A 19,118-nucleotide genomic window follows, 5' to 3' on the forward strand; every position below is an offset into this window, starting at 1 on the left:
AGCGCGTGCCCGCACCGGGAAGACCGCCGCGAGAGTGGTAGCGGCAGGGCCACCTTCGATTCGCCCGATCTTGCTAGGTTCGAAAGGTGCGGGAGCGGCCCGCGCGGAAGGTGCGGGAATGAGCGACAACGAACTGGGCCTGTTCCTGCGCAGCCGCCGCGAATCGGTGACACCCGCCCACGTCGGCCTGCCCGCCGGGCCCCGCCGCCGCACCCCTGGGCTGCGCCGCGCCGAACTGGCCACGCTCGCCGGCGTCAGCGTCGAGTACGTCATCCGGCTCGAACAGGGCCGGGACCGCCGCCCGTCGCCGTCGGTGCTCTCGGCGATCGCCAACGCGCTGCACCTGGCGCCGAGCGAGCGAATTCACCTGTACCGCTTGACCAAAACCGCGGACGCGGGCTTCAGCTGCATGGGGGCCGCGGGTCCGGCGCGCGCGGTCCGGCCCACGGTCCGCGCGATCCTCGACCATCTGGAACCAGCCGCGGCGGTGGTGGTGAACCGGCTCAGCGATGTGCTGGCCTGCACCGAGGGCTACCGCCGGCTGATGGCGCCGACCGGTCTGCTCGATGATCCGGCCACGGCCAATCTGGCGCTGCTCGTCTTCGGCGAAGCCCGGGCCCGTACCTTCTACCCGGATTGGGCGCATCTGGCCGACGAGCAGGTCGCCGCCCTCAAACAGGGCCCCTTCCGCAATGATCCGGCCACCGCCGCGTTCGCGGATCAGTTGGAGATCATCGCGGGGGAGGAGTTCACGCACCGCGTCGCCACGGTGCCCAACCTGCCCGCCGCCACCGGCACCACCCGCGTCGACCATCCCGAGGCGGGCCCGCTGCGCCTGGCCTACGAAACCCTCGACCTGCCCGCCGACGACGACCAGCAGCTGTTCATCTACCTCCCGGCCGACCAGGCCACCGCCACGGCCCTGGACAAACTCGCGGGCCGCCACCCCGGCGCCCTGCGCGCGGTCTCGGGCTGAGCCTCACCCCGGGGTGCAGGCCGCCGCGATGGCGACACTGTTCTCGTAGAGGTGGTGGCGGGTGATGCGACCGTTCTCGACGGTCAGGCGCAGGGCGAACGGGCCCTCGAACGACTTGCCGGTTGCCCGCACCGTTCCGGCGACATGGCCGAACAGGACGGCGTCGGCGCCGTCGACCAGGTAGGCGTCGACACCGGCTCGGGCGTCTTCGGGAACGGTGTAGGCCAGCAACTCCTCGAGCTGGGCCGCGCATTCGGCGGCCGTGCGGCGCGGCCGGATCCACGGCACCCCGGGGTTCTCGGCCAGCAGCCAGTCGACCTCGTCGGCGAACAGCGCGGTCAGCGCCGCGGTGTCGGATGCGGCGCGAGCCCGCAGGAAGGCGTCGACGGTGGCGCGGGTGGCCTCTGCCGTGGTGGTGCCGATCATGGGTGCCTCTGCTTCCGTGGTGCCGGTCGGTCCGACCGGACGACGGTCGCACGGCACGGAAGCCCGTGTCGATTACCCCGGAGGTAACCGCCGGGGCTACCGCCGCCAGAAGAAGTGGTGCACCACTCCGCTCGGGCTGGGGATCTGCTCCAGATGGAAGCGGTCGAGGAGTTCGTCGGGGCCGGCCCACAGGCGCTCACCGCGCTCCAGCTCGATCGGGGCGACGGCGACGTGCATCGTGTCGATCAGATCGGCCTCCAGGAACTGCCGCACGGTGGCGACGCCGCCGCCGATGCGCACGTCCTTGCCCTCTGCGGCCTCGAACGCCTGCGCCAGCGCGTCCTTGGGCGCCGCGTCGAGGAAGTGGAACGTGGTGTCCGACAGGGTGAACGAGGGCCGCGGGTGGTGGGTGAGCACGAAAACCGGGGTGTGGAACGGCGGTTCGTCACCCCACCAGCCCTGCCAGTCGTAGTCCGTCCAGGGCCCGCGCACCGGGCCGAACTTGTTGCGGCCCATGATCTCGGCGCCGATGTTGTTGGTGAAGTCTCGGGTGATGTAGTCGTCGAGGCCGTAGGTGCCGCCCGGGGCGGTCCGGTTGGGCCAGTGCGCTGTGGCCACGGCCCACGACATGAGCTGCATCGGATCGGCGTGACCGAACGGGTGCTCCCGGGTCTGCCCCTCGCCGGCGCCGTATCCGTCGCGGGACACACCGAAATTCTGCACGCGGACCATCTGTGTCATCGCAGGCCTTCCTGGTTGCACTCGGCGATCGATCACCAACCTACCGAGCGCGAGGCGTCCCGGCGCGGCATCCACTCATCCGGCCTGAAGAGCCGCGGGGCCACAGCGCCCGCTAGTCTTGAACATCGTGCATCCTGACGTTTCCGCTGATCTCGCCGAACTCGACGCCACCCTCAAGACGGTCGAGTCGGTCCTCGACATCGAGGAACTGCGCCGCCGCATCGACGAGCTCGAGCACCAGGCCGCCGACCCGGAGCTGTGGAACGACCAGGACCACGCCCAGCAGGTGACCAGCGAGCTGTCGCACGCCCAGGGTGAGCTGCGTCGCGTCGAGGATCTGCGCCAGCGGCTCGAAGATCTGCCGGTGCTCTACGAGCTGGCCGAGGGTGAAGAGGGCGATGCCCAGACCCAGGCGCTCGCCGACGCCGACGCCGAGCGTTCCGCGCTGCACGTCGACGTGGAGGCGATGGAGGTCCGCACGCTGCTGTCGGGCGAGTACGACAAGCGCGACGCGCTGGTCAACATCCGCTCCGGCGCCGGTGGCGTGGACGCCGCCGACTGGGCGCAGATGCTGATGCGCATGTACATCCGCTGGGCGGAGCGGCACAAGTACACCGTCGAGGTCTACGACACCTCCTACGCCGAAGAAGCCGGCATCAAGAGCGCCACCTTCGCGGTGAAGGCCCCTTACGCCTACGGCACCCTGTCGGTCGAGATGGGCACGCACCGCCTGGTGCGGATCAGCCCCTTCGACAACCAGGGACGCCGCCAGACCTCCTTCGCCGAGGTCGAGGTGCTGCCGGTGGTGGAGACGACCGACCACATCGAGATCCCGGAGAACGAGATCCGCGTGGACGTCTACCGCTCCTCGGGCCCGGGTGGTCAGAGCGTCAACACCACCGACTCCGCGGTGCGCCTGACCCACATCCCGACCGGCATCGTCGTCACCTGCCAGAACGAGAAGTCCCAGCTCCAGAACAAGATCTCGGCCATGCGCGTGCTGCAGGCCAAGCTGCTCGAGCGCAAGCGGCAGGAAGAGCGCGCCGAGATGGACGCGCTCAAGACCAACGAGGGCGCGTCCTGGGGCAACCAGATGCGCTCCTACGTGCTGCACCCGTACCAGATGGTCAAGGACCTGCGCACCAACTACGAGGTGAACAACCCGTCAGCGGTCCTGGACGGCGAAATCGACGCCTTCGTCGAGAGCGGCATCCGCTGGCGGATGCGCGAAACCAGCCAGTAACGGCTGCGCACAAGCTCACACTGCCGATGGTGTTCGCGGAGTACGGGCCAATTGGCTTGCGGCTCGCTGGAATTCGGCCCGGCGCGGGATTCGCCGGGAGGTGGCGGCGCTCGTGTCGCGGGCCGCTGTTCGGTAGCCTGTCTGGCGTGCGTGTTACGGATGGTTCGAATCTGCGGCTGGGAGGTGCCAGGTGATGGCTCTCGCCAACGCCTCGGACACCACGGTCTGGCTCCGTTCCAGCGGCCTGGAGATCGTGCTCCTGCTGCTCGGTGCGATCCTGTTCAGCCGGCTGGCGACCTTCATCAGAGACCGGGTCACCAGCAAGATCGACGCCGGTTTCCGCAGTAGTGACGCGCTGGTCCGCACCGAGGCCGCCAAGCACCGCCACGCCTTGGCGCAGGTGCTGACCTGGGTGGTGCTGACGATTGTCTACGTCTTGGTCGGCATGGAGGTGCTGCGGCGGCTCGGGTTCCAGGTCACCGGCCTGGTCGCCCCCGCCGCGGTGCTCGGCGCCGCCCTCGGTTTCGGTGCGCAGCGCATCGTCCAGGACATTCTCGCCGGGTTCTTCCTGATCACCGAGCGCCAGTACGGCTTCGGCGATGTGGTGCGGATCTCGGTCACGGGCTCCACGGAGATGGCCGAGGGGACCGTCGAGGACGTCACGCTGCGGATCACGACGCTGCGCAACGCCGACGGCGAAGTGATCACCGTGCCGAACGGTCAGATCGTGAAGGTGACCAATCTGTCCAAGGATTGGGCCCGCGCCGCGATCGACGTGCCGGTGGCGGCTACCGCCGACATCACGCGCATCAACGAGATCTTGCACCAGGTGGGCGCCGAGGCCTACCGCGACCGCAGGCTCGAGCCGTTGCTGCTCGACGAGCCCAGCGTCATGGGTGTCGACGATCTCACCATGGATCAGATGAATATCCGAATGGTTGCCCGGACATTGCCGGGTAAGCAATTCGAGGTCAGTCGCGAGCTGCGGGTGCGTGTTGCCGCCGCGCTGCGCCGAGAGGGCATCAGTGAAACTTCAACTTCGTAAGCCGACATCGATCAAGCCGCTGGACACCACCGAGATCAAGCCGCGCAAGTCCACGGCCATCCTGATGGCGGCCTGGGTCGGAACGTTCGTCCTATGGCTGTTCGTCAAGCCGGACGGAGCGCCGCAGCCGGGCGCGAGTTTGTTCGTCAACACCGCGCCCACCTCGCAGACCGCGGAGCCCGCTGGTCGATAGCTGTTGCGCTCAGGTGCTTGCGCGGGCGTTGCTGGTTACACTGGCTCCCCGTGATCACCATGCGGAACGTCACCAAGCTGTACAAGACGTCGACGCGGCCCGCGCTCCAGGACATTTCACTGCAGGTGGACAAGGGCGAGTTCGTCTTCGTGATCGGTCCGTCCGGTTCCGGCAAGTCGACATTCATGCGTCTGCTCCTGAAAGAGGAGGCGCCGACGGCCGGGCAGATCAAGGTCGCCGATTTCCAGGTCGACCGGCTGCCCGGGCGCAAGGTCCCGAAACTGCGCCAGCGGATGGGCTGTGTCTTCCAGGATTTCCGGCTGTTGCAGCAGAAGACCGTCTACGAGAACGTGGCGTTCGCGCTGGAGGTGATCGGCAAGCGACGCCAGTTCATCGAGCGCACGGTCCCGGAGACGCTGGACATGGTCGGGCTCGGCGGCAAGGCCGATCGCCTGCCAAGCGAGCTCTCCGGCGGTGAGCAGCAGCGCGTGGCGATCGCCCGCGCGTTCGTGAACCGGCCGCTGGTCCTGCTGGCCGACGAGCCCACCGGCAACCTCGATCCCGACACCAGCGCCGACATCATGATGCTGCTGGAGCGGATCAACCGGATCGGCACCACCGTGGTGATGGCCACGCACGACAACAACATCGTCGACGCGATGCGCAGGCGGGTCATCGAACTCGACCGCGGTCGCATGGTGCGCGACGATGCCTACGGCGTTTACGGAGTGGATCGGTAATGCGGCTGAGCTTCCTGTTCAACGAGGTCTTCACCGGGCTGCGCCGCAACGTCACCATGACGATCGCGATGGTGCTGACCACCGCGGTGTCGCTGGCGATGCTCGGCGGCGGCCTGCTGTCGGTGCGCATGGCGGACAAGACCGAGCAGTACTTCACCGGCCGGCTGGAGGTGCGCTTCTATCTCGACGAGGCCATCTCCGACAGCGATCCGGATTGTGCGGCCGAGCCGTGCAAATCGCTGCTGGCCGATATGAAGAAGACCGACGGCGTGGTCAGCGTCCAGTTCCTCAATCGCGCGGCGGCGCTGGAGGAGGCGAAGAAGCTCTTCGCCGACCAGCCGGAGATGGTGCAGTACATCTCGGAGACGCCGCTGCCCGCCTCGATGCGGGTGAAGATGACCGACGGCAGCCAGTACGAGCACATCTACGAGTCCTTCCACGGCAGGCAGGGCGTGCGCACGGTCGCCAACGACCGGGAATTCGTGGACCGGCTGCTGCGCCTGTTCGACGGGCTGCGCAACGCCGCCTTCGGTCTGGCGGTCGTGATGGCGCTGGCGGCCCTGCTGCTGATCGCGAACATGATGCAGATCGCGGCGTTCACCCGGCGGACCGAGGTCAGCATCATGCGCCTGGTCGGCGCGACGCGCTGGTACACCCAGCTGCCGTTCCTGATGGAGGCGGTGGTCGCGGCCCTGGCCGGGTCGCTGCTGGCGATCCTCGGATTGCTCGTCGCCCGGCCGCTGGTGATCGATCGGGCGCTCGGCCCGCTGTTCGACAGCAATGTGTTCCCGCGGATCACCGGTGACGACATCGCCGTCGTGGCGTTGACCATCGCGCCGGTGGGCGTGCTGGTCGCGGCCGTGACGGCGTACGCGACGCTGCGCTACTACGTGCGCGAATGACGAGGTCGCGCCGATGAATTGGTTTATCCCCATGTGGACAACTTCGGCTCCGACCCCGGTCGGGCTGCGCAACGGCGGCGCGGTCGTCGGGGACCGCTCGTAGGATGGGCCGGGTGACCCTCTCCGATGCATTCCAGGTGACCGATGGCGCCGCCCGTGCGGGCGCGGAATCCAGTGCGGCGCAAGAGGTTTTACGTCGCGTCTTCGGCTACGACAGCTTCCGTGGCGAGCAGGAGCAGATCGTCGAGCAGGTGATCGCCGGCGGCGATGCCCTGGTGCTCATGCCCACCGGCGGCGGAAAGTCGCTGTGCTATCAGGTTCCCGCGCTGGTGCGGCCGGGCGTGGGCGTGGTGGTCTCACCGCTGATCGCGCTGATGCAGGATCAGGTCGATGCGCTCAGCGCGCTCGGCGTGCGCGCCGGCTTCCTCAACTCCACGCAGTACCCGGACGAACGCCGCATGGTCGAGGCGCAGTTCGTCTCCGGCGAACTGGATCTGCTCTATCTGGCCCCGGAGCGGCTGCGCCTGGAGTCGACGGCGCAGCTGCTCGATCGCGGCAAGATCGCGTTGTTCGCCATCGACGAGGCGCACTGTGTGTCGCAGTGGGGCCACGATTTCCGGCCCGATTACCTGGCCCTGTCCATGCTGCACGAGCGCTGGCCCGACGTGCCGCGCATCGCGCTCACCGCGACGGCCACGGCGAAAACACGCGACGAGATCGTGCAGCGCCTCGATCTCGCCGGCGCGCGGCAGTTCGTGGCCAGCTTCGATCGGCCGAATATCCAGTACCGGATCGAGCCGAAGAACCGTCCGGATCGTCAGCTGCTGGAATTCCTGAAGTCCGAGCATCCGGGCGATGCGGGCATCGTCTACTGCCTGTCCCGCAATTCGGTGGAGAAGACGGCTGCCTTCCTCACCGAGAACGGCATCACCGCCGTCCCGTATCACGCGGGGCTGGACAATCGCACCCGCGCCGAGAACCAGTCCCGGTTCCTGCGGGAGGAGGGGCTGGTGGTGGTCGCCACCATCGCCTTCGGCATGGGCATCGACAAGCCGGACGTGCGGTTCGTCGCGCATCTGGATCTGCCGAAATCGGTGGAGGGGTACTACCAGGAGACCGGTCGTGCCGGTCGCGACGGGCAGGCGTCCACCGCGTGGATGGTCTACGGCCTCAACGATGTCGTGCAGCAGCGCAAAATGATCGATTCCTCGGAGGGCGATGCCGCGCATCGCCGCCAGCTGCAACTACACCTGGACGCGATGCTGGCGCTCTGCGAGACGGTCAGCTGCCGGCGCACCCAGCTGCTGGCCTACTTCGGTCAGCAGGGTGAGCCGTGCGGCAACTGCGACACCTGCCTCACCCCGCCGGAATCCTGGGACGGCACGGTGCCCGCCCAGAAGCTGCTCTCCGCGGTGCTGCGCCTGAAACGTGAACGCGGGCAGAGCTTCGGCGCCGGGCACGTCATCGACATCCTGCTCGGAAAATCGAATCCCAAGGTCCTGCAATACGATCACCACGAGCTCAAGGTCTTCGGCGTCGGCGCCGATCTGCGCGATATCGAGTGGCGCGGCGTCGTGCGGCAGCTGCTGGCGCAGGGCCTGCTCGCGGTGCACGGTGATTACGGCGTGCTCACGCTGACCGAGGCGGGCAACGAGGTCCTCTTCGAGGGGCGCCAGGTGCGCTTGCGCCGCGAACCCGAACGAGCCGCCAAACCCGCCCGCTCGGCGAAGTCCAAGGGCGGCAAGGCGCCCGCCGCCGACCTCGCCCCGGCCGACGTCCCGCTCTTCGAGCGCCTGCGCGCTTGGCGCGCGGCGACGGCCAAGGAGGCCGGCGTGCCCGCCTATGTCGTCTTCCACGACGCCACCCTGCGCGATATCGCCGCGCGCAAGCCCGCGAGTATGTCCGAGCTCGGGGGAGTGGGCGGCGTCGGCGAGGCCAAGCTCGCCAAGTACGGCGAGGGCGTCCTCGAGGTGCTCGCGGCGGAGTAGGGCCCCCTTTCCGCCGGGCATGCCCCGGTGCGATGAATTTCGGCACGTGCGGGCGTCCTATCGGTAGCGGGGCCCGGCACGTACGCCGCCCGCCGACTCGTCCACGAGGAGACGCGTACATGAGTGAGTACCTGACAACATCCCGCGGCGACCGCGTCGCCTACGACCTGCGGGGTTCGGGCCCCGCACTGCTCTTCATCGCCGGCGCGGGCCCGTACCGCGCCATCGATCCGGTGACCACCGAGACGGCGGAACTCGCTGCCCAGCAAGGCATTACGACCATCGTCTACGACCGTTTGGGCCGCGGTGAGAGCCGGGTCGAGGGTCGAATCGACCTGGATCGCGAGCTGGAAGCGGTCGCCGTGCTCCTCGAGCGGGCGGGCGGTAGCGCGCTGCTGTGCGGGCACTCCTCGGGCTGCTCGATCGCGCTCGCGGCCGCCGTGCGCGGCCTCGCCGTGGACGGTCTCGCGCTGTTCGAGGCCCCGCTCGGCGAGCAGGACAGCGGTGGCCGGGAGTGGGCCGCCGAGGTCGATCGGCGCATCGACGCCGGGGATCTGGAGGGCGCGATGCGCTACTACATGAAGGACATGCCGCCGGAGTTCTTCGAGGCCTGGCGGCAGTCCCCGGAGTTCCCGGACCTGGTCGCCCAGGCCGGCAGCCTGCGGGCCGATGGCGAATCCCTGGTCTGGGCCGAATCCGCGCCGCACACCGAGCTGTTCGGGAAGATCGAGGTACCGGTCCTGGCGATGGTTGGTGCGGAGACCTTCCCGGAGATGTACACCGCCGCCGATTCGATCGTCGCCGCCATCGCGGGCGCCAGGCAGCAGCGGGTGCCGGGCGCGCAGCACACCTGGGTGGCCGAGCCGATGGCCGAGTTGCTCGTCGAATTCGTGTTCGCCAGTCGCTGATTTCCCCCGCGCGCGCCGATCGTTGCGGCACGATGCCGTGTACACATCGTGAATGATCGGTGCGGCGCTGGACACCTCTTGGTCAATCGACCAGTATTTTCGGGGTGGGCAGAGCCCGGACGAGCGAGAGGCAATGGAATGAGTGGCGCGCAGGGCATCGGACGCCGGGAACTGCTGACCGGCGCGGCCGCCGTCGCGGCCTCCGCGTCGCTGGTCGGCTTGTCGCCGGCGCAGGCGGTGCCGGTCGCGCAGGGCGTCGAGAAGTTCGGCTTTCCCACCGGTCAGGGTGCTGTGCGCGTCCTGGTCACCGGTGACGCCGGCACCGGTACCCGCACCCAGTGGGCCGTCGCCGACGCGGCCCGCGAATTCCATCGCCGCGAGCCGTTCGCTTTCGCGCTCGGACTCGGCGACAACATCTACGAATCCGGCCCGACCGGCGTCGAGGACGTCCAGTTCGCGGACAAGTTCGAATACCCCAACACCGGGCTGGATTTCCCGTGGGCCATGGTGCTCGGCAATCACGACACCAGCTCGGTCCTGCCCGGTGACGGCGGCTGGCTGCTGCGCGGCAACACCGAGGTCGAGTATCACGCGCATTCGCCGCGCTGGTGGATGCCGAGCCGGTACTACTCGGTGCGTCCCAGCTCGGTGGTCGAGTTCTTCGTCCTCGATCTGAATCCGCTCGCCGCCTACGTCCCGCCGCTGCTGTCGGACTACTGGGCCGTCGACGGCGTCTTCATGAACGAACAGCGGGCCTGGCTCGACGGCGCGCTCGCCGCGTCCACCGCGCGGTGGAAGATCGTCTGCACCCACCATCCGTATCTGAGCAACGGCAGTCACGGCAACGCCGGTCAGTACGAGGGGCTGCCCATCGAACCGATCAACGGCGTGCACGTGAAGCGCTTCTTCGAGGAGCACGTCGCGGGCAAGGCGCACTTCATCCTCTCCGGCCACGATCACGACCTGCAGGTGCTGGAACCGACCCCGGAATCCAAGGGCACCCGCCAGCTCGTCTCCGGCGCGGCCGCCAAGACCTCGGGCGGCGCACCGCGGACCGGGCCCAACGCGGCGCTGTTCGAGAACCATCATCAACTCGGTTTCATGGTGCTGGATCTCACGCCGAACGCGGTCGACCTGCGCGTTGTCACCGTCGACCCGGCCACCGGCGCGGGCGCCGAAGCCTTCCGCCGTCGCCTGGCGTGACCGCAACGGCCCTGCGCCGCAAGATCACCGAATAGCAACACCGCTGCCGACAGCGAACCAAACCGGGCAGGATGGTGGGAACGCCCGCTACCGTGCTGGCATGGCATCCGGTGATGGCGCGTCCGACGACGGGGCCGAGGTGGCCGGCGGCTCCCCCGCCGAAGGTGGAGACGCCGACACCCTCGCCCGCAGGAGAGGAGACTCCATAGTGGAATCGGTCTGGCTCGGCAACCGGCACACCAAGCATCTCGGCCGCCCCCGCTACTCCACCCTGCTCATGATGGTGGCCTTCGTCGGCCTGTTCGTGCTCTATCTCAACGTGCACTGAGCCCGCGCTCGGCCGCGGCCTCGAGCCGCGGGAAAATCCGCTTGCCGCGTCACATAAAGTGGACCGAATGAAGGAGAAGGGGCGCAAGGTCATCGCGACCAACCGCCGGGCGCGGCACAACTACACGATCCTGGAGACCTTCGAGGCCGGGATCGCGCTGGTGGGCACCGAGGTGAAGAGCCTGCGTGAGGGCAAGGCCTCGCTGGTCGACGCCTTCGCGACGGTCGACAATCGCGAGGTGTGGCTGCGCGGCCTGCACATTCCCGAGTTCAGCCACGGCACCTGGACGAACCATTCGCCCCGCCGGGTTCGCAAGCTGCTGCTGCACAAGCGGGAGATCGAACGCCTCGTCGGCAAGTCCCGCGAGGGCAACCAGACGCTGGTACCCCTGTCGATGTACTTCTCCGACGGCAAGGTCAAGGTCGAGCTCGCCCTCGCCAAGGGCAAGCAGGATTACGACAAGCGCCAGGACATCGCCAAGCGCACCGCCGAACGCGAGGTCACCCGTGAGATCGGCCGCCGTGTGAAGGGCATGAGCCGGTAACCGCGACCGCTGCCCCTCAGACGCGGCGGAACCGGGCCAACCAGGCGGCGACGCTCACCCGGCCGTCGATCTGTTCCAGCTCGGCGGCCTGTTCGGCGACCGTGTCCGTGACGCGTCCGAGGTAGCGCGCGGGCTGGAGATCCTCCAACTCCCAACCGCTGTCGAACGATGCACGGAGGAGCGTGTCGCTGATCCGGGGACCGATGCCCGGCTCGCGGTCCGACAGGGCGAGGATGTGCAGCCGCCCACCGGGCTTGCAGACCGCGTGCAAGCTGCGAACATAGGCGGCGCGCGCCTCGGCGGCCTCGCCGAAGACATGGAAAAGGGCGCTGTCGACGATGGTGTCGAAGGCCGGGGCCGCGCCGTCCTCGCTCAGCGCCTCGGCCGCCGCGAGATCCAGGGCGTCGGCGACGTCGAACCGGGCCGCGACGCCCTGTGCGGCCGCGTTGCGGCGCGCGTAGTCCACCGCGCTGGGTGAGAGGTCGATGCCGCGCACGTCGTAGCCCAGTCGAGTCAGCAGAATCGTGTGCTCACCGGCGCCGCTGCCAGGGTCCAGGACGCGGCCGCGGATCCATCCGGCCTGTTCCAGCGCGACGATCGCCGGCTGCGGTTCGCCGATCACCCACGGCGCGGAGTCGTTGTCGTAGACGGCATTCCAGGTTTCCACAGGTGTGCTCATGACTCCACTGTGCGTCCTGAACCATGGTTGAGGTCAAGCGCGCTCGAGACTGCGCCCGCCGTCGACGAGGAGACGTTGCCCGGTGACGAACCCGGCCCCGGCGGAGGCGAAGTAGCTCACGGCATGCGCGATATCCTCCGGTAGCCCGATCCGCCCGATCGGGGTGCGGGCCGCGTAGGCCGCCCGCTCCGCCTCGGAGACCTCGGCATGCCGCTCCACCGGGATGAAGCACGGCGCGATGGTGTTGACCGTGATCCCGTCCGGCGCGAGCTCGCGCGCCCAAGTCCGCGCCAGACCGATCTGCGCGCTCTTGGCGGTGGCGTAGGCGGACCGCCCGGGCCCCGACCGGTCCGCGAGATCGGAATCGATGTGCACGATGCGCCCGAACCGCCGTGCCCGCATCTCCGGAATCACGGCCCGCCCCAGCAGAATCGGACTCTTGACGAAGAAATCCAGCTGCGCCAGATGATCACCCCACCCGACCTCCGCGATCGGCCCCTCGGGCTGCGGCCCGGTCGCGTTCAGCACCAGCACCTCGATCGCCCCGAGGCGCTCGGCCACCCCCGCCGCCAACCGCCCCGTCTGCTCCACATCGGTGACATCGGCCGTAAACGCCTCCGCCACCCCACCTTCGGCGCGAATCCCCTCGACCACCCGCCGCAGCTCCGGACTCTCCCGCCGCCCGTTCACCGCGACCGCCATCCCATCCCGGGCCAGCCGCCGCGCGATCACGGCCCCCAACCCCCTGGAACTACCCGTCACGAGCGCAACCCGTCGCGTCATATTCCGATCATGACACGGCGTCCGGAAGTCCCGTCGTCCGAACAGTCTGTGTGAAAAGGCTTTCCGTGACAGCCGTGGCAGACTGCGATCATGTCCGAAGCCACGGTCCCCACGATCACCTGCGGTGCCCGGGTGCGGCGCCAGCCCGAGGCGCACGCCCGCGCCGGCCGGCTCGCGGCGGCCCTGGTGGCCGTCGGAGTCGGCCGTGGCCGGCGCGTCGCGGTGGTGCTGCGCAACGACATCGAGTTCCTGGAGATCGGGCTCGGCGTCGCCGCGTGCGGAGCCAACCCGGTTCCGATCAATACCCGGTGGAAGGCCGGTGAGATGGCCCATGTCCTCGCCGACGCCGAGATCCGGGTCGTGTTCGCGCACACCGAGTTCCTGCCGACGGTCGAAGCCGCCTGCGCGCAGGCGAATCGGGCGCCGCGGATCATCGAGGTCGAGATGCCGGGGGAACTGCTGCGCGAGCTCGGCCGCCCGAAGACGCCGTTGTCCGGCCGCTACCCGACACTCGAGCAGTGGATCGCCGAGCACCCCGAGCCACTGGGCTACGTCGAGGGCGCGATCAGCGATTCGATGGGGCTGATCTACACCTCCGGCACCACGGGCAAGCCGAAAGGCGTGGCGCGCGAACGCATGACACCGGAGCAGCTGCTGGCCATCGCGGGCGGCACGGCGCAGCGAATGGGCCTGGCGCCCGGCGGTCGCATGCTGGTGGCCGGGCCGCTGTATCACACCAGCCCGAACGCGGTCGCCGTCCTGGCGCTGCGAATGGGCACCGATATCACGATTCTCCCGCGCTGGGATGCCGAAGCCTTCCTGAAGGCCGTGCACCAGCACCGCATCCAGCACGCCAAGATCGTGCCCACCATGCTCAGCCGCCTGCTGAGCCTGCCCGCCGAAGTCCGGGCGCGCTACGACGTTTCCAGTCTCACCCACCTGATCCACTCGGCGGCGCCGTGCCCGCCCGCCGTCAAGCGCGCCGCCATCGAGTGGTTCGGTGCGGCCCTCTGGGAGTTCTACGGGTGCAGCGAGGCGGGCGCGATCACCTGGATCAGCGCGGCCGAGTGGCTCGAAAAGTCCGGTAGCGTCGGGCGTCCGGTGGACGGCTCGGCCGTCCGCATCCTCGACGACGACGGCGCCGAACTCCCGCCCGGGGTGATCGGCCACGTCCACCTCCGCGGCGCCGACTACTGGCCTGCCTTCCGCTACCTCAATCACCCTGCGACACAGAGCAGCCCGATTCCCGGCATGATCACCGTCGGCGACACCGGATATCTGGACGCCGACGGCTGGCTCTACCTGACCGGCCGTTCCGCGGAGATCATCATCTCCGGCGGCGTCAACATCTACCCCGCCGAGATCGAGAACGCCCTGATGGCGCTCGACGGCATCGAGGACGCCGCCGTCTACGGTGTCCCGAGCTCCGGGGATCTCGGCGAGGCCGTGCACGCCCAGGTCGTTGCGCGCCCGGGAATCACGCTGCATCCCAGCCATATTCGAAATCGGCTGGCCGAACAGCTGGCGAACTACAAGCTCCCGGAGGTGCGCATCGTCGATCGACTTCCGCGCGACGATTCCGGCAAGCTCTACAAGCGTCAGCTACTCGAATAGCGCGGCGCCAGTTTCAGGAGTACCGCCGCCCCCGCGAGCAGCGCCACACAGCGCAGCGGCGTCACCTCGAACATGAGCAGGGGAGCGGTCCGGCCGGTCAGTGCCCCGCCGAAGCCCGCCGCGGAGATCCCGAGGACACCGAACAGGGCCAACGTCATTCCGAGGGCGGCGCGGCTCGTGCGCATCGGCGCGGGCACGAGCGTGCGCGGGCGGTCGGCGCGCCGGAAGAGCACGAGCAGCACCGCCGTCACCGCTGCGTAGAGGCTCAGTTCGAGTGGCCGGGTCAGCCACCAGCCGGCCGAGCCCACCGTCGGGCGAGGCCCGCCCAGCGCCAGTTGCACACCGCTGACCAGGAACAGCGCCGTCAGATGCCAGAGGAACACGGTCATCGCGATGCCGTTGGCGGTGACGACGGCCAACCACACCCGCGGCCGCTCGAGCAGTCGCCCGATCGGCTTGCGCAGCAGCAGTGCGGCGCCGATCAACCAGAGCGCGTGCGCCATCAGGGCCGCCGTCGGCGGGGACATGTTGGACACGCTCGCCCCGGGCATGCCCACCATGGACACCGGGTAGGGCCCGAACGTCACCAGCGTCAGCAGGGCGATCAGTCCACCTGCGGTCAGCGCGAGCGCGGCTCCGCGCCCCAGCCGCTGGTCGGCGGAGAGGAATCCCAGCTGGTGCACCGCCAGCCACACCAGCGCGACATTCACCAGTCCGAACCCGTTGTGGCCCAAGCCGAATCGGATCAGGTCCACGCCGAGCACTCCACTCACCAGCACCGCGGGCACGGCCGCGCCGAAACGCCGGTGCAGCGTCCACAGCACCGGCGCCAGCGCGACGACACCCAGGTACACACCGACGAACCACAGCGGCTGTCCGATCAGCCGCGTCGCGGTCCGCAGCAGCCCGGAATCGTAGCCGGTCACCTCGATGACCAATCCGATCGCCAGCCAGACCCCCACGAACACCGCGGTGGGGATCAGCAGTCGCGCGGCCCGGGCGCGGACGAACCCGGCGTACCCGGGATCGCGGCGCAGCGCCCCGGCATGGGCGAACCCGCCGACGAAGAAGAACAGCGGCATCACCTGAAAAATCCAGGTCACCGGCTGCAGCGCGGGCATGATGCCGAGCGCGTTGTCCACACCGACGCCGCCGTCCGCGCCCGGCACCAGCACCACCATCAACCAGTGCCCGAGCACCACGGTCGCCAGCGAGAACACTCGCAGGAGATCCAGATAGCGATCCCGGCTCGCGGGCGTCGCGGCCACGAGGTCCCGGGCCGAAAGAGTCTGAACTGCCATACCGGAAGCCTGCGGGACCGCGCGCCCGAACGGCTGAGCACAACTACTCGAGCAACCGGACCAAACCTACTCAGTGCAGGGCGAATGGATTGGTTGTCGGCGCCACCGCTCACTTCGGTCGTCAGGCGGTGGACGCGCTGCTCGCGGCGGGCGAATCGGTGCGGGCTCTGACTTGCCGCCCGGAGTCCGCGGGCGTGGACGTCGCCGCGGTGGTCGACGGCACCGACGAGCAGCCCGAATTCATCGCGCGGTACCACCGCGAGGTCGAAGCTTCCGGCCTCGAGTGGACGCCGCCGACTTCTGAAAGCGGTTGGGGGCGGGGCGTGTTGCTCGAGTTCAGCGAATGCGCACCCGGCCGCCGGTGAAATGACCGGCGGCCTGGTCTATGGCGGGCAGCGGCTGGTCCAGAATGTTCGCGGCGGTGCGCAGCCCGGTGGTTCCGCTGACTCGCTTGCGTAGAACACGCTGGGCCTCCGGGTTTTCCAGCCCGTGAACACCCGGGGTGTGCGGCCCCACGCCCGGGAGCAGGTCCAGGACCAGGAGATGGTGCCCGAGGATCCGGTGCACGCGCAGGCCGTGCACGGTGCCCCAGGGGAGGAAGATCGAGTCGGGCGCGCCGTCGATGCTCATGCGCAGCCCGGCGGCGGACAGGCGCATCGCGGTCGGGGGAATGCCCTCGGCGGCCCACTTCTCGCGGACCTTCCGGAATCGTCGCCGGGTCTGCACTCCGCTCAGCACGAAGAGTGCGGCGACGACGAACTGCAGGTAGCCGACCACGCCTACGAGCCGCACCAGCACCACCGCGAGACCGGCGATCACCGCGGCGGTGATGAAGCTGATCGCGGCGGAAATGCGGGCGGCACGCAGCGTTCGATCGCGGGCGCGCTGCACCGCCGCTCTGTTCACGCCGACGACGAATTCCCCCGCGATCTCCATGAAAAGCACGCTACCAGCGGCATTTCGGCTATCTGCGGTTCGTGACACCCGGCAGCCCCGGCGCTTAGCGCATCTCTCTATTTCACCGCAAAAGGTGGGCTGCCGTCAATAGTCTTGCTGCAACCAAATGTAGTAACTATGCTACGTAGTATCACGACCTCAACGGGGAGGCCTTATGGCGATATCGCTGGTTGTATTCATCGGCGCCGGACTGGCGCTGGGCTGGGGAAACGCAAGATTCACCGAACTGTCCGCGACCCGGGTCCCGGGCGTGCGCGCGTTGACGCTGCTGTCGGCCGCGCGGCTGCTCGTCCTGACCGGCGTCACGGTGGGGGCGGCCTTCTTCTTCCAGCCGGCCGGTGTCGGAATCCTGTTGGGGCTGGCGGCTTTCCAGGCCGTCACACTGCTGCGCGTCGCGCGGCCGATACTTCGAGGGCGGACATGACAACGGTCAAGGTCGGCGAGCATCAGACCGTGCACTGGCTCGGGCTGGAGTTCAACGTCGACACGATTCTGTCGACGGTGGTCGCCGCGGCCATCGTGCTCGGCTTGGCGTTCTACCTGCGCGCGACAGTGACTTCCGGTGTGCCGAACGGGGTTCAGCTCTTCTTCGAGACCGTGACGGTGCAGATGCGCGGTCAGGTGGAGGCCGCCATCGGCATGCGGGTCGCGCCGTTCGTGCTGCCGCTGGCTGTCACGCTGTTCACCTTCATTCTGCTGTCGAATTGGCTGGCGGTGCTGCCGATGCGCTACGGCGAGGGCGAATTGATCCATCCGCCGACCGCGGACATCAATTTCGTCTACGCGCTCGCGGTCTTCGTCTTTCTCGGCTACCAGGTGGCGGGCGCGGCGCGGCGTGGCCCGCTCACACACGTGAAAATGGTGCTCAAGGGACATACCGGGTGGGGGCCGATGGTGTTCATCAACATCATCGAGGAGATCGCGAAACCGCTGTCGCTGTCGCTGCGGCTGTTCGGGAACATGTTCGCCGGCGGTGTGATGCTCTCGGTCATCACGCTGCTGCCGGCCTGGATCAGCTGGGGCCCCAACGCGATCTGGAAGCTGCTCGACCTGTTCGTCGGCTTCATCCAAGCCTTCATCTTCACGCTGCTGACCATCCTCTACTTCGGGCAGTCGATGGCGCGCGAAGACGAAAGCCACTGAGCGGCAGCCCAAGACTTTCCAGTTTCACCCAAGAAGGGAAACGAAAATGACGGACATCACCAACACCGGCGCCATCCAGATGGCGGCGCTGATCGCCAGCGGATTCATCCTGCTCGGCGGTGCGGTCGGCGCCGGCGTCGGCAACGGCATGGTCGGTTCGGCGCTGATCAACGGTGTCGCGCGGCAGCCCGAATCGGAATCGCGGCTGCGCGGCAACTATCTGATGGCGGTCGGCCTGATCGACGCCGTGTACTTCATCAACCTGGCGTTCATGGCGCTGTTCGTGTTCGCGACACCGGGGAAGTAGCGGGCCATGTCGACGAAAAACACTGCCGGAGAGAACTTCCTGCTCCCCAACGGCACGTTCTTCGCCGAACTGCTGATCTTCCTGACGGTCCTCGGCGTCATCTGGCGCTTCGTCGTTCCGCCGATCCATCGCGTGCTGGCCGAACGGGAAGCCCGGACCGCGCAGACCGCGGTCGACCAGCGGGCGGCGGCGCAGGCGCGCGCCGACGCCGAGGCCGCCTACCAGGCGGCCTTGGCCGAAGCCCGGGTGGCCGCGACCGGCATCCGGAAACAGGCTCGCGAGCAAGGCCGTTCGCTGCTCGCGCAGCGGCAGCACGCCGCGCAGGCGGAATCCGACGCCCAGGTGGCACGGTCTACGGCCGAACTCCAGGCCGAGGCCGACCGGGTCGCTGCCGACCTGCGCGCGAGCGTCGACCCGCTGGCCCAGGCCCTGGCCGCCCGGGTCCTGGGCGGCGAAACCGACACGGCGCGAAGGGGATAGCCGCATGCACGACATCGTCTGGGATTGGCCGATCTTCGTCAGCCAGCTCTTCGGCTTCGCCCTGGTCGTCTACGCCCTGACCCGCTGGGGCGCCCCCCGCGTCCGCGCCGCGATGACCAAGGCGCAGCACACCATCCGCACCCAACTGGAAGACAGCGAACGCGCCGCCACCCAGGTCCTCGCCGCCGCCGAAGCCCACGAATCAGCCCTGGCCCAAGCCGAAATCGCCCGCGCCCAATTCGAAGCCGACGCCCACGCGGCGGCCCACCGAATCCTCGCCGACATGCGAGCCGAAGCCGAGGAACAAGCCGCCCGCACCCACCGCCGAGCCCACGCCCACCTCCTCCGAATCCGCCGCGAACTAACCGACCAACTCCGCGCAGACCTCCACACCGCCGTCCTCGACCGCACCGAACACACCGTCCGCCACCACCTCCACACCCCCACCGCCCGCTCCACCAGCATCGACCAGTTCCTCACCGACCTCGAGGAGGTAACCGACCTCTCCCGCCCCCTCCCCGCCTGACCGATCCGCGGCCCACGTTCCCCGAGAGCGTGGGCCGCGTTCCAGTGGAGCCGGATCCGCAGGATTGACCGGGGCGAATCGGGCAACTCGG

24 protein-coding genes are annotated in these 19,118 nt (G+C 68.7%); 18 read left to right on the plus strand and 6 right to left on the minus strand.

The features are described from left to right. Positions 1–118: 118 nt before the first annotated feature. Positions 119–976: a helix-turn-helix domain-containing protein gene (locus AB0I43_RS08785; RefSeq protein ID WP_356976909.1), complete on the plus strand. Its 858-nt coding sequence runs from the start codon at positions 119–121 to the stop codon at positions 974–976. A gap of 3 nt (positions 977–979) precedes the next feature. On the opposite strand, the gene AB0I43_RS08790 is transcribed toward AB0I43_RS08785, so the two are convergent. Next, on the minus strand, positions 980–1,402 hold the full coding sequence (locus AB0I43_RS08790) for a nuclear transport factor 2 family protein (protein ID WP_356976907.1): 423 nt from the start codon (positions 1,400–1,402) through the stop codon (positions 980–982). Positions 1,403–1,498: 96 nt separating this feature from the next. After that, positions 1,499–2,143 carry a dihydrofolate reductase family protein gene (locus tag AB0I43_RS08795; RefSeq protein WP_356976905.1) on the minus strand — a complete coding sequence of 215 codons (645 nt, stop codon included), beginning with the start codon at positions 2,141–2,143 and terminating at the stop codon, positions 1,499–1,501. 127 nt (positions 2,144–2,270) lie between these two features. Here AB0I43_RS08795 and prfB point away from each other — a divergent pair, with 127 nt between their 5' ends. The 10 genes from prfB (at position 2,271) to smpB (ending at position 11,237) form a co-directional block, all read left to right on the plus strand. Beyond that, on the plus strand, positions 2,271–3,386 hold the full coding sequence (prfB, locus tag AB0I43_RS08800) for a peptide chain release factor 2 (RefSeq protein WP_356976904.1): 1,116 nt from the start codon (positions 2,271–2,273) through the stop codon (positions 3,384–3,386). A 193-nt stretch (positions 3,387–3,579) separates the two neighbouring features. Beyond that, the gene (locus AB0I43_RS08805) at positions 3,580–4,431 is read left to right on the plus strand and encodes a mechanosensitive ion channel family protein (protein WP_356976903.1); all 852 of its coding nucleotides are present in this window, start codon (positions 3,580–3,582) and stop codon (positions 4,429–4,431) included. Further along, positions 4,412–4,624 (plus strand): hypothetical protein, encoded by a 213-nt coding sequence (locus AB0I43_RS08810; protein ID WP_356976901.1) that lies wholly within the window; start codon positions 4,412–4,414, stop codon positions 4,622–4,624. The genes AB0I43_RS08805 and AB0I43_RS08810 overlap by 20 nt, the downstream gene beginning before the upstream one ends. A gap of 50 nt (positions 4,625–4,674) precedes the next feature. After that, complete coding sequence (gene ftsE, locus AB0I43_RS08815; RefSeq protein WP_356976900.1) at positions 4,675–5,364, plus strand: cell division ATP-binding protein FtsE; 690 nt, start codon at positions 4,675–4,677, stop codon at positions 5,362–5,364. Then, entirely contained in the window at positions 5,364–6,266 is a 903-nt protein-coding gene (gene ftsX, locus AB0I43_RS08820; RefSeq protein WP_356976898.1) for a permease-like cell division protein FtsX, read from the plus strand. The genes ftsE and ftsX overlap by 1 nt, the downstream gene beginning before the upstream one ends. Positions 6,267–6,403: 137 nt before the next feature. Further along, positions 6,404–8,254 carry a DNA helicase RecQ gene (recQ, locus tag AB0I43_RS08825; protein ID WP_356977028.1) on the plus strand — a complete coding sequence of 617 codons (1,851 nt, stop codon included), beginning with the start codon at positions 6,404–6,406 and terminating at the stop codon, positions 8,252–8,254. Between the two features lie 119 nt (positions 8,255–8,373). Further along, positions 8,374–9,162, plus strand: a complete 789-nt coding sequence (locus AB0I43_RS08830; RefSeq protein WP_356976896.1) for an alpha/beta hydrolase — start codon at positions 8,374–8,376, stop codon at positions 9,160–9,162. A 138-nt stretch (positions 9,163–9,300) separates the two neighbouring features. After that, positions 9,301–10,365: a metallophosphoesterase gene (locus tag AB0I43_RS08835; protein WP_356976894.1), complete on the plus strand. Its 1,065-nt coding sequence runs from the start codon at positions 9,301–9,303 to the stop codon at positions 10,363–10,365. Positions 10,366–10,465: 100 nt separating this feature from the next. Next, a complete protein-coding gene (locus AB0I43_RS08840) occupies positions 10,466–10,693 on the plus strand; it encodes a hypothetical protein (protein ID WP_356976893.1) in 228 nt (75 codons plus the stop codon). 67 nt (positions 10,694–10,760) lie between these two features. Then, positions 10,761–11,237, plus strand: a complete 477-nt coding sequence (smpB, locus tag AB0I43_RS08845) for an SsrA-binding protein SmpB (RefSeq protein WP_356976891.1) — start codon at positions 10,761–10,763, stop codon at positions 11,235–11,237. 16 nt (positions 11,238–11,253) lie between these two features. On the opposite strand, the gene AB0I43_RS08850 is transcribed toward smpB, so the two are convergent. Both AB0I43_RS08850 and AB0I43_RS08855 read right to left on the minus strand, forming a co-directional pair. Then, positions 11,254–11,916 (minus strand): class I SAM-dependent methyltransferase, encoded by a 663-nt coding sequence (locus AB0I43_RS08850; RefSeq protein WP_356976889.1) that lies wholly within the window; start codon positions 11,914–11,916, stop codon positions 11,254–11,256. A 33-nt stretch (positions 11,917–11,949) separates the two neighbouring features. Then, positions 11,950–12,699: an SDR family oxidoreductase gene (locus AB0I43_RS08855; RefSeq protein WP_356976887.1), complete on the minus strand. Its 750-nt coding sequence runs from the start codon at positions 12,697–12,699 to the stop codon at positions 11,950–11,952. A 90-nt stretch (positions 12,700–12,789) separates the two neighbouring features. On the opposite strand from AB0I43_RS08855, the gene AB0I43_RS08860 reads away from it, so the two are divergent. Next, entirely contained in the window at positions 12,790–14,313 is a 1,524-nt protein-coding gene (locus AB0I43_RS08860; RefSeq protein WP_356976885.1) for an AMP-binding protein, read from the plus strand. Here AB0I43_RS08860 and AB0I43_RS08865 read toward each other — a convergent pair. Beyond that, entirely contained in the window at positions 14,298–15,614 is a 1,317-nt protein-coding gene (locus AB0I43_RS08865) for an acyltransferase (RefSeq protein ID WP_356976884.1), read from the minus strand. The two genes, AB0I43_RS08860 and AB0I43_RS08865, sit on opposite strands and share 16 nt — an antisense overlap. Before the next feature lie 89 nt (positions 15,615–15,703). Between AB0I43_RS08865 and AB0I43_RS08870 the strand changes: the two genes are divergently transcribed. Beyond that, positions 15,704–15,979, plus strand: a complete 276-nt coding sequence (locus AB0I43_RS08870; protein WP_357431608.1) for a hypothetical protein — start codon at positions 15,704–15,706, stop codon at positions 15,977–15,979. On the opposite strand, the gene AB0I43_RS08875 is transcribed toward AB0I43_RS08870, so the two are convergent. Next, complete coding sequence (locus tag AB0I43_RS08875; RefSeq protein WP_356976880.1) at positions 15,951–16,550, minus strand: hypothetical protein; 600 nt, start codon at positions 16,548–16,550, stop codon at positions 15,951–15,953. The two genes, AB0I43_RS08870 and AB0I43_RS08875, sit on opposite strands and share 29 nt — an antisense overlap. 175 nt (positions 16,551–16,725) lie before the next feature. Here AB0I43_RS08875 and AB0I43_RS08880 point away from each other — a divergent pair, with 175 nt between their 5' ends. From AB0I43_RS08880 to AB0I43_RS08900, 5 genes are all read left to right on the plus strand, one after another. Beyond that, positions 16,726–16,995, plus strand: coding sequence for a hypothetical protein (locus AB0I43_RS08880; RefSeq protein WP_356976879.1), 270 nt, complete (start codon positions 16,726–16,728; stop codon positions 16,993–16,995). Continuing rightward, positions 16,992–17,714 carry a F0F1 ATP synthase subunit A gene (gene atpB, locus AB0I43_RS08885; RefSeq protein ID WP_356976878.1) on the plus strand — a complete coding sequence of 241 codons (723 nt, stop codon included), beginning with the start codon at positions 16,992–16,994 and terminating at the stop codon, positions 17,712–17,714. Before AB0I43_RS08880 ends, atpB begins: the two co-directional genes overlap by 4 nt. A gap of 79 nt (positions 17,715–17,793) precedes the next feature. Beyond that, on the plus strand, positions 17,794–18,021 hold the full coding sequence (gene atpE / locus AB0I43_RS08890) for an ATP synthase F0 subunit C (RefSeq protein ID WP_356977026.1): 228 nt from the start codon (positions 17,794–17,796) through the stop codon (positions 18,019–18,021). 6 nt (positions 18,022–18,027) lie between these two features. After that, the gene (locus AB0I43_RS08895) at positions 18,028–18,501 is read left to right on the plus strand and encodes a F0F1 ATP synthase subunit B (RefSeq protein ID WP_356976876.1); all 474 of its coding nucleotides are present in this window, start codon (positions 18,028–18,030) and stop codon (positions 18,499–18,501) included. Positions 18,502–18,505: 4 nt separating this feature from the next. After that, positions 18,506–19,027, plus strand: coding sequence for a hypothetical protein (locus AB0I43_RS08900; protein WP_356976875.1), 522 nt, complete (start codon positions 18,506–18,508; stop codon positions 19,025–19,027). Positions 19,028–19,118: the final 91 nt, after the last annotated feature.

The organism is Nocardia sp. NPDC050435 (genome assembly GCF_040655395.1).
Taxonomy (GTDB): Bacteria; Actinomycetota; Actinomycetes; order Mycobacteriales; family Mycobacteriaceae; genus Nocardia.